19 protein-coding genes are annotated in these 13,887 nt (G+C 39.8%); 11 read left to right on the top strand and 8 right to left on the bottom strand.

The window, feature by feature from the left end:
- The first annotated feature begins 276 nt into the window (after window positions 1-276).
- The 3 genes from AXW61_RS17895 (at window position 277) to AXW61_RS14650 (ending at window position 1,957) form a co-directional block, all read left to right on the top strand.
- A complete protein-coding gene (locus AXW61_RS17895) occupies window positions 277-399 on the top strand; it encodes a hypothetical protein (RefSeq protein WP_256350806.1) in 123 nt (40 codons plus the stop codon).
- Between the two features lie 4 nt (window positions 400-403).
- Window positions 404-859, top strand: coding sequence for a transcriptional regulator (locus tag AXW61_RS14645; RefSeq protein ID WP_062034889.1), 456 nt, complete (start codon window positions 404-406; stop codon window positions 857-859).
- A 75-nt stretch (window positions 860-934) separates the two neighbouring features.
- Window positions 935-1,957, top strand: a complete 1,023-nt coding sequence (locus AXW61_RS14650) for an ABC transporter substrate-binding protein (RefSeq protein WP_062034890.1) — start codon at window positions 935-937, stop codon at window positions 1,955-1,957.
- Between the two features lie 110 nt (window positions 1,958-2,067).
- Here the strand turns inward: AXW61_RS14650 and AXW61_RS14655 are convergent, their stop codons facing one another.
- The 5 genes from AXW61_RS14655 to AXW61_RS14675 form a co-directional block, all read right to left on the bottom strand.
- On the bottom strand, window positions 2,068-2,397 hold the full coding sequence (locus tag AXW61_RS14655) for a multidrug efflux SMR transporter (RefSeq protein WP_062034891.1): 330 nt from the start codon (window positions 2,395-2,397) through the stop codon (window positions 2,068-2,070).
- Window positions 2,398-2,414: 17 nt separating this feature from the next.
- Window positions 2,415-3,299 (bottom strand): hypothetical protein, encoded by an 885-nt coding sequence (locus tag AXW61_RS14660; protein WP_062034892.1) that lies wholly within the window; start codon window positions 3,297-3,299, stop codon window positions 2,415-2,417.
- Window positions 3,296-4,306: a 2OG-Fe(II) oxygenase family protein gene (locus tag AXW61_RS14665; protein ID WP_062034893.1), complete on the bottom strand. Its 1,011-nt coding sequence runs from the start codon at window positions 4,304-4,306 to the stop codon at window positions 3,296-3,298. Before AXW61_RS14665 ends, AXW61_RS14660 begins: the two co-directional genes overlap by 4 nt.
- A gap of 72 nt (window positions 4,307-4,378) precedes the next feature.
- Window positions 4,379-5,260 (bottom strand): ABC transporter ATP-binding protein, encoded by an 882-nt coding sequence (locus tag AXW61_RS14670; RefSeq protein ID WP_155858683.1) that lies wholly within the window; start codon window positions 5,258-5,260, stop codon window positions 4,379-4,381.
- Window positions 5,261-5,274: 14 nt separating this feature from the next.
- Window positions 5,275-6,219, bottom strand: coding sequence for an ABC transporter permease (locus tag AXW61_RS14675; RefSeq protein WP_062034895.1), 945 nt, complete (start codon window positions 6,217-6,219; stop codon window positions 5,275-5,277).
- A gap of 185 nt (window positions 6,220-6,404) precedes the next feature.
- Between AXW61_RS14675 and AXW61_RS14680 the strand changes: the two genes are divergently transcribed.
- The 8 genes from AXW61_RS14680 (at window position 6,405) to AXW61_RS14715 (ending at window position 11,508) form a co-directional block, all read left to right on the top strand.
- The gene (locus tag AXW61_RS14680) at window positions 6,405-6,773 is read left to right on the top strand and encodes a hypothetical protein (protein ID WP_004979554.1); all 369 of its coding nucleotides are present in this window, start codon (window positions 6,405-6,407) and stop codon (window positions 6,771-6,773) included.
- A gap of 3 nt (window positions 6,774-6,776) precedes the next feature.
- On the top strand, window positions 6,777-7,202 hold the full coding sequence (locus AXW61_RS14685; protein WP_062034896.1) for a hypothetical protein: 426 nt from the start codon (window positions 6,777-6,779) through the stop codon (window positions 7,200-7,202).
- Window positions 7,203-7,329: 127 nt separating this feature from the next.
- Window positions 7,330-7,581 (top strand): hypothetical protein, encoded by a 252-nt coding sequence (locus AXW61_RS14690; protein ID WP_004693049.1) that lies wholly within the window; start codon window positions 7,330-7,332, stop codon window positions 7,579-7,581.
- Between the two features lie 33 nt (window positions 7,582-7,614).
- The gene (locus AXW61_RS14695) at window positions 7,615-8,340 is read left to right on the top strand and encodes a zeta toxin (RefSeq protein ID WP_081316824.1); all 726 of its coding nucleotides are present in this window, start codon (window positions 7,615-7,617) and stop codon (window positions 8,338-8,340) included.
- 473 nt (window positions 8,341-8,813) lie between these two features.
- Window positions 8,814-9,230, top strand: a complete 417-nt coding sequence (locus AXW61_RS14700) for a YeeE/YedE thiosulfate transporter family protein (protein ID WP_058951967.1) — start codon at window positions 8,814-8,816, stop codon at window positions 9,228-9,230.
- Window position 9,231: 1 nt separating this feature from the next.
- Window positions 9,232-9,654, top strand: coding sequence for a YeeE/YedE family protein (locus AXW61_RS14705; RefSeq protein ID WP_062034897.1), 423 nt, complete (start codon window positions 9,232-9,234; stop codon window positions 9,652-9,654).
- A complete protein-coding gene (locus AXW61_RS14710; protein ID WP_062034898.1) occupies window positions 9,651-10,520 on the top strand; it encodes an MBL fold metallo-hydrolase in 870 nt (289 codons plus the stop codon). Before AXW61_RS14705 ends, AXW61_RS14710 begins: the two co-directional genes overlap by 4 nt.
- Before the next feature lie 214 nt (window positions 10,521-10,734).
- Window positions 10,735-11,508, top strand: a complete 774-nt coding sequence (locus tag AXW61_RS14715) for an alpha/beta fold hydrolase (protein WP_062034899.1) — start codon at window positions 10,735-10,737, stop codon at window positions 11,506-11,508.
- Here the strand turns inward: AXW61_RS14715 and AXW61_RS14720 are convergent, their stop codons facing one another.
- Genes AXW61_RS14720 through icmH form a run of 3 tightly spaced genes read right to left on the bottom strand, consistent with a single transcriptional unit; the run spans window position 11,509 to window position 13,882 of the window.
- Window positions 11,509-12,477, bottom strand: coding sequence for a M15 family metallopeptidase (locus AXW61_RS14720; RefSeq protein WP_062034900.1), 969 nt, complete (start codon window positions 12,475-12,477; stop codon window positions 11,509-11,511).
- Window positions 12,474-13,073: a hypothetical protein gene (locus tag AXW61_RS14725; protein WP_062034901.1), complete on the bottom strand. Its 600-nt coding sequence runs from the start codon at window positions 13,071-13,073 to the stop codon at window positions 12,474-12,476. The genes AXW61_RS14720 and AXW61_RS14725 overlap by 4 nt, the downstream gene beginning before the upstream one ends.
- An 11-nt stretch (window positions 13,074-13,084) precedes the next feature.
- A complete protein-coding gene (gene icmH, locus AXW61_RS14730) occupies window positions 13,085-13,882 on the bottom strand; it encodes a type IVB secretion system protein IcmH/DotU (RefSeq protein ID WP_062034902.1) in 798 nt (265 codons plus the stop codon).
- Between the last annotated feature and the right edge of the window lie 5 nt (window positions 13,883-13,887).

Here is a 13,887-nt window from a genome sequence, read left to right on the forward strand (position 1 = left end):
GAAAACTAAAAATTGCGAGGACATAAGAGCTCATGTCCATAAGGTGTTTTACCTATAGGGATGTGAACGTTCGGCTTTTGGCGGATGAAAAGTCCAGCTGAATAGGCCCGAAATGCACTTTGATGTATCAATTTTAAAAATATAAATATTTTTTGCACAAAAAATAAACTTTTTAATGCGCTATTGCTGTCAGTCTAATCAAAAAAATTGGCATGTATTCTGCTTAGTTCTAGGTATTACAAAAACCTTTTTTGGTAATACCGAAAGGAGCAGCAAATGTCTAAACAATTCAAAGATGACTTAAATGCATTCTTCACCGTATTTAAACAGTTTGTGGTTGCCATCTTAAGTGCTAGAGCGGGCATTTATATCAAGCAAGATCCATCCGAAAAAGGATAAGCACGTGCCGAAACATAAATTGGCACGGATCAGCATCACTGTGCCTGAATTAACTGTCGATGCATTGGATCAGAAAATTGTTGATCAGCACTATGAAAGCCGTTCTCAAGCGATTGTCGACATGATCAATAAACATTTGATTGCGGATCAGGAGCAACGTAACGCCGTGATGGTGGGGACATTTACCTTGCTCTATGATGCCAGTGTCACGCCACTTAGGGTCCAATTGCTGGACTTACAGCAACAATTTTTAGAGCAAGTGGTCAGTTCACTGCATATTCAGTTAGATGAGCAAAAAATTCTAGAAGTGATGATTTTGCAAGGCTTAACTACAGAGTTAAAAGCGCTGAGCCAGCAATTCATTGCTTTGAAAGGTGTGATCAAAGGGCATTTGGAGCTGATGGATGCGGTGATGCCGCCGATTCCACAAAATGAAAAACAGAGAGCGTTGAAATCGTGACCATGTTCACCGCCCTCAATGACTCACTCCATACATAGCAAGTTTAAACATTTACAGCATCGGGAAAATTGCATCATGATTAAAAAAGCGTTCTTATCAGCATCTATTGTTTCGACTATTTTATTGGCAGGTTGTGATAACACTGCCAAAATTCCTGAAACAAAAGACAGTGCATCTGAGAGCACAGACACCAAAACCATCACGATTGGCTATAGTGATTGGCCGGGTTTTGTTGCATGGCAAGTGGCAATTGAAAAAGGTTGGCTCAAAGAAGCAGGGTTGAATGTTGAATTTAAATGGTTTGATTATTCATCATCACTTTCTGCTTTTGCAGCCAATCAGCTAGATGCAGTACTGGTGACCAATGGAGATAATCTAGTCACAGCCTCTGGGGGCACTCAAGGTGTCATGATTATGGCGACAGACTATTCCGCAGGTAATGACGTGATTATCGCAAAAGATGGAATTAACAGCATTGCTGATTTAAAAGGCAAAAGTATTGCTACTGAAAAAGGCTTGGTTGACCATCTATTGCTAAGTACAGCACTGACAGATGCAAAAATTAAGACCAGTGACATTAAATTGGTCAATTCTATGACCAATGAGCTTCCACAAGTTTTTGCCAGTCCAGATATTGCTGCAATTGCGGTCTGGCAACCTGTAGCCAATCAAGCGTTGAAGTCTGTTGCAGGGTCTAAAATTATTTATAGTTCTAAAGATAAGCCTGGTTTAATTTATGACACGCTGACCGTGAATATGAGCCATCTTTCTGCCAATAAAGAAGATTGGAAAAAGATGATCCAAGTGTGGGATAAAACAGTCAAATATATTAATGACCCTGCAACACATGAAGACGCCGTGAAAATTATGTCTAACCGTGTTGGCGTCGATCCGAAACAATATGAACAATTTATTGGCGGGACGCACTTACTCGATTTGGCAGCCAATAAAACCGTCTTTAAGAAAGGTTCAGGTTTTGACTCGATTTATGGCTCAAGCTACCACGTAAACAAATTCAACGTTGAAAATGGCATTTATAAAACAGAAATGGATGTTGATGGTGCAATTTATCCAGCTTTGGTTGAAGAGTTAAAATAGGACTTCGTAGAAACTAAAAGCCCAAGTTAACTTGGGCTTTTTTGTATGAGTGTGTTTAAAAACAAAGAAAGGTCTAATGTTAAATAAAGAGCATGTTTTAAGGTGTGTATTTATAAATGCGTACTTTTAGAAAACATATGAATAATCACGATGCCGATAATCATAAAACTTAAACCAACAACCGCCGCAAAGTCGAGCTGCTGTTTAAAGTAAATCCAACCGACTGTAGAAATAAGAATAATGCCTGCACCTGACCACAGTGCGTAAGCTAGCCCCATAGGGATGGATCTAAACGTTAGACCTAAGAAAAACAGCGCAATTGCATAACCAATAATAGTTAAAACGACAGGTAAAGGTGCAGTGAAACCATTGGTCGCTTTTAATGCAGAAGTCGCGAGGACTTCTGCAATCACGGCGATCAATAAATAGAGAAAATCCATAGCTTATTAAAGCTCCCTTACGCAACCACAGTTGCATGATGCATGAGGTGATGTTGTTCTTGTTTCAGCCAATACTGACTGTCCGCCGTAGTAGGTGTTACATTTTGAAAAGTGTATTCAGGTTCATACACATCCACGACAAACACCAACTGATACGCTTCTCCACCGATCAATTTACGCTGTATAAGGGTTTCAGCATCAACGACTTCAAAACCATCTAGAATGAGTTGTCGTTGAGTCGCTTGAGTGCAGCTTGAATATTGAATGAGCTGATCCTGAGTTGAAACCGATACTTCATAGCTTTCAATTTGATTTAAGTCAGAAGGACTTTGCTCCACATAAGAAAGAACCCCTAATGAATCTACATTCTGTTGAATATGGGGTAAACGTGACTGTGCATATGCCATATGCTCACCGCAGATGATGAGAGCGCCATCGAGCGAAATTTCTTGCTGCGTGGCAACATGTACGGCTTTGACTAAGCGTAGTCCTAAAAATAAACCCATACTGGCTTGTTGACGCCAGTCTTCAACATACGCATTACTTGGTGAAAACTCCAAAATACAATTACCAATGGTATGCAGGGTTGCAGGCTCAGGCCATTGGGTATGGTTCTGATAATTACTACTTAGCTCCCATGACAGTGATGCATTTTGTGCATCCCAATGCGTATAACCGACCCATGCTTGACGCTCTACGATAGGTGTATCTGTTACTGATTTAAGACGTAGGTCAATGGTGAAACTCTTGGACTGAAACCAATACACAATCGTATTTTCATCTGTCAGACCATTGTAAAAGCTAATACTCTTACGCCGAAATGCGCCCATTAAATAGGTTGGTACATTGCCTGAAGCAGCTGTGATAGGTTTTAATTGACTTAAAGTTTCAAATAAATTCATGGGGTGTACTCCATGTTTGACTCAGTCAGACCAAAAGAATAAAGCGGAACGGCATTCTTTAAGACCAACTCACCACTGGCTACACGTTGTTTTAAATAATGAAAGGTTTGAGCCGTTTGATTAAACAAATGTTCTCCACCTGCCAGTGGCGCATATTTAGGTGGTTCATTTGTATTAATCGGTTGGATGACATAGTCATAGTCACAAGAAAAAAATAAAGGGAAGGAGTAGCGTTCTTGTTGGACTTTTTTGACCCGATGTTTGGTGGCTAAATATTTGCCATTGGACAATATTTCCATCATGTCACCAATATTCATCACCAAGGTATTTTCAAGTAAGGGAATATCAATCCACTCACCTTGCTTAGTGAGGACTTGTAAACCGGGTGCTGTCGGCAGTAATAAAGTAAAGCACTCATAGTCGGTATGCGCCCCGATGCCTTCTGCATCTGTCGCTTGAGGGTTATATGGATAGTGAATGAGGCGTAACTGGCTAGGTGCATGTTGAATATGCACATCAAAAAAGTCTTCTTTTTGCTCTAAAGCCAGCGCAAAACAACGAAACAGTTGATGACCAATTGCTTTTAAGTGCTGATAGTACTGTGAGATATGGCGTTTAAATGCAGGATCATCTGGCCATTGCGTCGGGCCTAGTAAGGGATAATTTAATGTAGAACCTTGATAGTCATAATTTACATCATAAGATTCTTTTAAATCGTAGCTGTTACTTGAAAGCCTTTCTTCACCTATCGGTACATAGCCACTATGGTTGACCGATTTGCCAATATAGTTTTGCATTTTGAGTGCGTCATCTTGGGCAAAATAGTGTTCTGCGATGTCACATAACTGTGCAAATAATGCAGGTTGAAATTGATCACCTTTGAGGTAGAGAAAACCAACTTCTTTACAAGCCTGATCAAGCGCTTGAGCAACTTGCATACGATCATCTAGATTTGGGCTATTTAAAAGGCTGATATCCACCAGTGGAAGGACATATTTATCTTGCATGGTAAAATCCTCGTGTTGGCCGTCCAACAGTGCATAAAGCCTAAGGGTCGTCCCTCAGGCTAGATCAATGAATTATTTATGCGTACTAACTTGGGTCATACGTGGAATTTTGGGTAAATCTTCCAGTGCTGGATCAAGTTCTTCTTCTTGTGTATGTACTAAGAAATCGACTCGCTCTCGAAGTTGCTTAAAGGCAGGGCTGGACATCAGTTCAGTGTTTCGTGGACGGGGTAAATTCACTTCAATGATTTCTTTAATTTCCCCAGGATTGGCTTTAAGCGCGACGATACGATCAGCCAGTAAAATAGCCTCATCCATATCATGGGTTACAAAGATGATGGTGATATCAATGTTTTGCCATAGGTCCATTAGGTGTTTTTGCATTTTCTGACGGGTATGCGGGTCAAGCGCACCGAAAGGTTCATCCATCAGTAAAATTTTCGGTTCATTGACTAAAGCACGAGCAATCGCAACACGTTGCTTCATCCCGCCAGACAGTTGATGTGGATATTGGTTTTCATACTTCTCTAAGCCAATAATATTGATCCACTCTCGTGCAGCCGCTTCGGCTGAGGCATGACTTGCACCTTTCATCAGTGGACCAAACATCACATTTTCTTTAACCGATTTCCAAGGAAATAAGGTATAGCCTTGAAACACCATGCCTCGCTCTGGACTAGGGCCTAAAATGGGTTGTCCATCTACTAGCAACTCACCACTGCTATAAGGGTCTAGACCCGCAACAACACGACTAAAGGTCGATTTTCCACAACCAGATGGGCCAATCACACAAATAAACTCCCGCTTATGAATTTTCAAATCGAGCTGATTTAAAATCGTGCGTGAGTTTTTACCATGCTGAAAAACTTGACTAAGTTGTTTGGCCTCTAAAATGACAGGACGTTGATAAATGTGATCAAAATATTGACGAGAATTGAACTCCGTTGCTTTTATATCTGTAGTTATCATTATTTTGCTCCCGCTTTCCATTTAAACAGATGTTGTCCGAGTTTCATTAAAATCACATCACAGACCAAGCCGATCACGCCAATAATCAAAATCGCAGCATAGACATTGTCAAAGTTCTGGTAGCGTGCTTGTTGGGTAATAAACCAAGTGATCCCTGTGGTGGTGCCAATCAATTCAGAGACAATCAAGTAGGTCCAAGCCCAGCCCAGCAAAACACGTAAATCACGGTAAATATCGGGTAACGCCGCTGGAATGACCACGTGAAACAGACTTTTTGCTGTATTCGTCCCTAGGGTATAACCCGCTTCAATCAGCCCGCGGTCCACCATACGCGTAGTATTGGCAATAATCAGAATTTGCTGAAACAGCGTCCCAATTACGATGATGGCAATCTTTGGTGCATCATTAATGCCTAATATGGCAACAGCCAGTGCACCAAAGGCAGGCGCAGGTAGGTAGCGAAAGAATTCAACAAAAGGTTCCGTGAGCTGGGAAATTTTGTTGGAAAAACCACATAAAATCCCCAATGGAATACCAACGAGTGATGCAATAAAGAAAGCACTGAATACAATTTTGATACTGTGCCAAAGACTTTGATGAAACCATGGTGCATCGGCTTGAGCTGGTGGTGTGGTAAATGCCGTCACTAAGGCTGTCGCAACTTGATGAGGTGCTGGTAAATAAATGGGATTGACCAAATTACCTTGTGGCGGTTCAGTGCCTGTATTGACGGCATTTTGCGCTTCGGTATAGAACACACTTTTGTCTACACGGCTACCGATTTGTAAAAAAGAGACACTGCCAGAGTTGGTGATTTGTACCTGAGGGTGCCAAATAAAGGGCAAATAACTCACAGCACACCAAATGAGGATTGGTATTAGAAATGATCCAAAGCCCAGCAATACTTTGCTTTGAGGACTGAGTTCTCGTGCGACATAACCCATAGTTGCTTAGCCCCGATATTACTTTTTTTATAAAACGTAATACTGTTAAGCAAAATAAATGCCAAATTTGTAGTGATATTGAGTGTTCACCTGTGTGCTATTTGTTTAAATAAAAACAGCCTTTGACCTAAATATGTTTTAAAATGCGCTATCGATAGATTGACGCTCAAAAGGGGCAGCATCGCATGGCACAAAAGTCACAACAATCTGCATTGAATGAATTGATTGCAGAACAAAAACTACTGTGTGAAGAATTTGACTCGGCTTATGTTGAAGTAAAAGGTGATGATGTCGTTGCTGTTGCTGTGCAGACTTTAAATCAAGAGCCCATTGTTGGTTTACGTAAAAAGCCAGAAACTGAAGAGAATGTCGCTTGGTTTATTTATGGTGGTGAATTGGGTGAGGGCCAAGACTTTTTTACAACCATGACTGTACGTGAATTACAAGATATCTTGCCTGATGTACTTCCATATTTGGCTTTAAGTGAAGGTTATCGTTTTATGATTGATGGCGATGACTATGAAGACGTATGGAAAGAAGGCGATGAGTCTTAATACATGAAAAAACAAACATGGACGTTGCTTAGCCTTTCGTTATTTTTATCATCATTTCTATCAACCCTTAGTTATGCAGAAACAACGAAGCTAACTCAGGCGCAGTATGATCAGAAGATGGCTGAATATACAGCAACTGTGAATTCAACTAAAACTGTTTTAGATGCAAAAGATAATCCAGCGACAGCAACAGAGATGAAAACCGCATTTTGTCAGCGTATGGATGCATATCATCAAATTGCTGCGCTATCTAAAGCCAATATTGAGTTAAGTACCGCTTCAGTGATGCTGATGGTAGCCAACCGTTATCTTGATCAGCAAGAAAAAAGCCTGACCGATGCAGGGATGAATGAAAGTGCCTTCTGCCCAACGGCTAAAACTTTAAAAGTTGAAGATACGAAACGATTAAAAAGTAAAGTAACCCAATAAAACAGTATGAAATTAGTGTAGATATTAAGATCTAATTTATTGTTTCAGGATGCTGTATAAATAGACAATGTCCTCGATTGTGTTAAGATAAATAAAAATCAACCATCGTTTGAGTAGGAGTTGGTGTATGGCAGCTTATACCGACATTAAAGTAGGCAAATATGAGGATGATATGATTCCTAAACTTGCCATTCATGCTTTTCATGATGCTTTTCAAAAAGCAACCACTCGTTCATCTGTAGTTTATGCAAAAGCAGAGCAGTTGGTTGAACGCGATATTCATGGCAATGAAACTGTTTTACAAGACTTAAGTCATGCTTATGTCGATGTAGGCGTTTTACCGACACTGACACGTAAAAAGAAACACGCAACCGTATAGATTGATATGCCACCTCGACAACCTAGAATAAGAATGTTTGCAGGGCCGAATGGTTCTGGTAAAAGCACTGTTAAAGATTACCTCTTGCCCCAACATATTGGGGCATATTTAAATGCAGATGAACTGGAACAAAACTTAAGACAGAGTCAACGCATTGATTTATTGCATTATCATCCTTCCTTAAAAGCTTCAGAGTTGGTCACTTTTCTAAAAAGTAAGAAGCGTCCTCAAGCGGGACAGTTCGTGGCCTTACTTGCGCATGAACCAATTGTGCTAGATGAATGGAAGATCGAGTTTAAAACCGAAGAAATTGATTCTTATCTATGTGCACGCATTATTGACTATATCCGGCTTGAGTTTCTGCGCTTAAAAGTCAGTTTTACTTTTGAGACGGTCATGTCACATATCTCTAAAGTTGAGTTTCTCCGAGAAGCGAAACGTCAGGGCTATAAAACCTATCTATATTATGTTTCAACAGTAGACCCACAAATCAATATTGCCCGAGTCAAGTATCGTGTCAGTGTGGGTGGTCATCCTGTTCCTGAGCAGAAAATTATTGAACGTTACTACCGTAGTATGGATCTGCTCATGCAAGCCATAGAGTGCTGTGATCGAGCCTACTTGTTTGATAACTCTTCTGACGGTATACAAGCGTCTTTTCTTGCAGAAATAGAAGCAGCTGAAACCTTAAAAATGAATGCCGCCGTGTCTAAGCTCCCAATATGGTTTGCAGAGCGCGTATTATCAGAATTCCAATAAACTGCTCAGAAAAAGAGCAGATTATTTTATCCTTTTTCATGTGTCTGCCCGCATAAAAAAATATTCAAAAGTCGTAAATGTGTTTCATAAACTGAGAATAATGATCATGATGTAGAGATGTACCTCTAACTCTATTCAGTTTCTTTAAATGAAAACTATTATGAAATAAAACGAGATAAGTTAAGTATTTCTAATCTAAAAAAGAGCTGAATACAAAATCTCTCGGGGATATACTCAAGCTTTTTACGTTATTGTGAAGAATAACTATGTAAAAGAAATGCTTTAAGGTGTTATCTAAAAGACTAAAAGCTTCGAGAACGGACGGGTAGTGCCATTCAAATATCTAAAGCTAGATGAAAGACCCCGTAGACAGTGGTCATAGACGTGCATAGCATCGATAGATACAAAGGGGGCTTGATTATTTTTTAATTAAATATATTATAAAAACGTATATTGTCTTAAGGTGCTTACCAATGCATGATTTTGCGTGGTCTTTTATAGGTGGAATATTACTCGGCATCTCCGTCGTTGGATATTTATATACCAATGGGCGGATTGCGGGAATTAGTGGTCTGGTCTCACAAGTTTTAAACTTAAAAGGGATTATAAATACGCCTGCACTGTGGTTTTTATTGGGCCTGTTCATTGTTCCGTTTATATATGCCGCTTTTGTTCAGCCAGAGATCTATATTGAAGCTACACCTTTCATGTTAATTATTGCGGGCGTATTGGTCGGCTTTGGAACTCGCTTAGGATCTGGTTGTACCAGTGGGCATGGTATTTGTGGTATCAGTCGCTTATCCAAACGTTCAATCATCGCTACGATTAGTTTTATTTTCGCAGGCTTTATCACTGTGTATGTCGTCCGTCATATGCTTGGAGCAATCTAAAATGAGAAATGTTTGGGCGTTCATTTGGGGTGGATTATTTTCAATCGGTCTCATGCTTTCAGGAATGTCGAATCCTGCGAAAGTGATTGGCTTTTTAGATATTTTTGGGCAGTGGGATGCCAGTTTAGCTTTTGTGATGATGGGTGCGATTGCAGTTGCATTTATTCCTTTTCAAAAAGCTGTACGTCAGCCACATCCACAAACCTTTTATGGTGAAACCATGCAACTTCCTAAAAATACGAAAATTGACAGAAAACTGATCTTGGGGAGTCTGCTATTTGGTATAGGCTGGGGAATTGCGGGAATTTGTCCTGCGCCGAGTTTTACTTTGATTGGGTTGGGTTATTATCAAGCGATCTATTTTATAATTGCGATGTTTGTCGGTGTACTGCTACATCGTAAAGTAATGGAGAAAATGCCATGAAGCAAACCGCGCAAGTAAAAGCATTTTTTGATACACAGACCAATACGTTTAGTTATGTAGTGAGCGATCCAGAAACTCAGCGCTGCGCCGTGATTGATAGTGTGTTGGATTATGATGCAGCATCGGCAACGACCAAAACAGAGCAAGCTGATTTAATCATTGCTTATATTCAGGAAAATAGCCTAAGCATAGACTGGATTTTAGAAACACATGTTCATGCAGATCATTTAAGTGCTGCACAGTACTTAAAGCAAAAGCTAGGTGGAAAAATTGCGATTAGTCATAAAATTGAGATCGTACAACAAACTTTTGGTGAGATTTATCATTTAGATATTAAGAGTTTAAATGCCACCCAGTCATTTGATTATCTTTTTGCAGATCATGAGATATTTTTGATAGGCAACATAGAAGCTTATAATATTCCGACACCAGGGCATACACCAGCGTGTCTCAGTTATGTCATTGGTGATACTGTTTTCGTGGGGGACACGTTGTTTATGCCTGACTATGGGACGGCACGTTGTGATTTTCCAAAGGGGAGTGCGGCGGTTTTATTTGACTCGGTGAAGACTTTGTATACATTGCCAGATCAAACGAGGATGTTTTTATGCCATGACTACTTACCCGAAAGTCGTGATCAATACCAATATGAAACGTCGGTTTATTCGCAAAAGCATGAAAACATTCATATCAATACTACAACGGAAAAAGTTGATTTTGTCGAGATGCGAAACCGCCGTGATGCAACGTTAAGCATGCCAAAATTGATATTACCCGCAATTCAAATCAATATGTTTGCAGGCAAGTTCCCTCAACCAGAAGACAATGGTATTTCTTACTTAAAAATTCCGCTGAATTATTTTTAAAACAGAAAAGTAGCAAGACTTAAAGCATTCGGCATCTTTTCACTTGCTTAAAATCTGATCTTAAACAGGCATGTACATCATGCCTTTAAATTTAGCCTAAGTAAGTATTTCACTCAAAATAGCCTAAGCATAATTGAACTTAATCTAAAAAGTCATTTGATTTATTCCCATTAAAAATTCAATATCTATAGAAATCAAATAAAGTAAGTTTCATATGATCCTAAATCATCAATTTCATCAAAATGAGCAGTCAGCTGCAAAAACACTGGTCTTTGTTCACGGTTTATTTGGCAGTTTAAGTAATTTAGGGATGTTGGCTCGGGAGTTTTATTCAAGCCACCATGTATTACAGGTAGATGTACGTAATCATGGACTATCTGCACATTCCAATGTGATGAATTATAAAGTCACGGCAGCTGATCTAATTGAAACTTTAAATGAACTCAATATCGAGCACTTTTCTTTGATCGGGCATTCGATGGGGGGGAAGCTGGTGATGAAAGTGACCGAACTCGCAGGAGATCGACTAGATCAACTGGTGGTATTGGATATTACGCCTATTGCTTATAAAGAAAATCATCATGAGCAAATTTTTAAAGCGCTCATTGCAGTACAAAAAGCAGATATTGAAACACGTCAACAAGCCATAGAAATCATGCGTGAATATATCAAAGAAGAAATGGTGATTCAGTTTCTCTTGAAATCTTTTAGCAAAGGGAAGTGGTTGTTTAATGTAGATGCACTGTATCAGAACTATGCCCAAATTCTGTCATGGGAAAATATAGAAACATGGCATAAGCCTGCATTATTTATACGTGGTGGAAACTCACCATATGTAAAAAAGCCAGAATATCTAGAAGCTATCCAATCGCAGTTTTCTCAAGCCCAGATTCAGACGGTTGCAGATGCTGGACACTGGTTACATGCAGAGAAAACTGCGCAAGTTCTGCAAATCATTACTCAATATTTGAGTCAGCCTTCAACCTGATTAACTCAAATTTGCAGCTGAAAGTTGTCCTTCAGAGGTCAGCTTTTCAGCCATTTCCGCAGTTTTCTTTAAATTCGGCATTCGATATTCAGTATGGCCATAGTCTTGGATCGACTTCCAACGCCCGCCCCAAGTTAAACCTACAGATTCTGCAACTTCACCATAGAGCTGATAGCCACGCATCGCCCATGGATCTCGTTCAGAAATAATGACTTTTCCATCCCGCTTAAATGCGACATCCGCCGCCAATCCAAATTGGTGATAACTCTGATAACCCCGTGCCAAAGTCGTATTTTTATTGCTGGCTAAAGAATTCTGACGCTGCGGGCTACGATAGCCTTCCAGTAAAACGAGTTCATATCCATGCTGCTCACGCATTATTTTAAATACCATCAGTAAACGTTGTTTATAGCGTGGGTTCATTTTGTGCCACTTACGATCAGCCGTTGCTAAATTGTCATGTGAATGAGTTGAATGTACATCCTGAATACTTGGGTCGTAATTCAAAGCACTGGCTTGAATAGAATTATTATTAAGATCCGCTTGTTCAAGCATACTTGCTTCAACTATGGCCTCAGCAACTAAGGATTCTTCGATTTCTGGTGGCGGGGACAAAATTTGCCCATCAAGTAAGGCATAAATTTGTGGATCCGATTGTCTTAAATAATCCGCTTCGATTTTAGTGGGTGTGATTGGACTGGTAAAAGCAAACATTAAGATGCTTGCAAATAGAAATAGACCCGCAGCCAATATCCACCACTGTTGAATATGCCAATGCGATTGCAATTGCTCGGGCGCAGCAGCATGATTTATATGCTGTGCAAAATGACGAGCGGATTGAAATCTTTGTTTTCCTTGAGGAATTAACCCAACTAAAAAGCCTGCTAATTTTGCTCTAAGTTCATAGGAGAGTGCTAAACCTAGCCCTAGTGCCAGAATTAGAAAAAGCGAAAAAAGAGCATAAATCATAGTCTGATAGTAGCTGGCATTGGGGCATCGACGGTACGAGTTGTAATCTTGGTTTGTACACTACCTGTGGGAGATTCTTCGGATTTTTCCACTGCCTGTTCTGCTTTGGCTACTTTGTTGTGATTTTTATCTTTCGGTGCGGCCGAACTTTGCGCTGACGAGTTTTGTTTCTTATTTTCTTTTGGTAAGGGCTGCGGACTAGCACCCTTCATCGATGGTGCAGCAACTGTTTCAGCTGGACGAAGAAATGCTTTGCTTAATTCATCTTCTTTGGGTTGAGGAAAATCAGAAGGCGGCTCAGTTACATTTGAAGGTTGAACACTTTTAGAAGGGATGACTTTAGTCGTTTCAAAAATAGCTTCGGGTTCCCGCGTCGGGGCTTCATTATCGACTGAGGGTTCAGTGACATCGACGCTAGAACTTTGACTAACCTGTATTAAATCATTTTTTTGTTGTGTAAAAAAGTAAGTAAAACCAAGAGTAGCCATTAATAAGACACCACTCAAAAAACCACCAAATGCATAGAGCATAGGTGAAATATTTTTCTTTTTTGTAGACGTCAAAATTTTGACTGAAGTCCGTTTTTCATGAGCCATGGAGTTAGTTCTTAGGGTAAATGAATAGTAATATGTGCCTGTTCTGTTGGCGTAGAAATGACATTTTCATATGTGGCCAAAGAATTCGTACTTTGCTTTGATAACATATAACGCAAGCCTGCAAAGGATAAGAGCGCGAATACGATTAGAAAAAGTAAAATCCAGTAAAAAGGAAGCTCACGGTGAATCATGTGTTTAATTTGATCTGGGAGCGATGCAAAAGGGGAAAAGGCCGCCTTTTTCCCTTTCAAATAATCAATTTCATCGCCCACACGTGCCACCAAATGGTTTAAATTTTCTATAGATTCAATACGATATCTACCATGAAAACCCAGAAGCATGCAGTAATGATAAACTTCAAGTGCGGCTAATCGACTATTTCCTTTACGGCGTAACTCTTCTAAAATTTCGAAAAAACGATAACCCGCAAGTTGTGAGCCAAATAAACTAAGCTGTAAGGGACTGATTAACCAACTATTTTGGAGCTCGAAAAATTTTGCATCTTGCTGAGTCACAATGGTTTCATCTAATAATGCACAGTAAGCATATTTAGCATCTTGAATGTCATCGGATGAAAATTGTAATTTTCGGGCTTGGTTTTCAAAACGGTTGAGTAGGGCAATGATTTTTTCGCGAAATTCAGTCGAACTACTCGGTATATATTTGTTTTTCAATAAAAATACAATATAAAACCCGTCATGGAGTAAGTCGACCAAATTGGTTGTACTGGTGGCTTTGGCGGTCATGGGCTGAGAAATTGAACCAGTTCCAATTTGTCCATCATCAAAAAGTGAAGGGGCATTATTCATGATTC

Source organism: Acinetobacter sp. BMW17 (assembly GCF_001592855.1).
Classification (GTDB): Bacteria; Pseudomonadota; Gammaproteobacteria; order Pseudomonadales; family Moraxellaceae; genus Acinetobacter; species Acinetobacter johnsonii.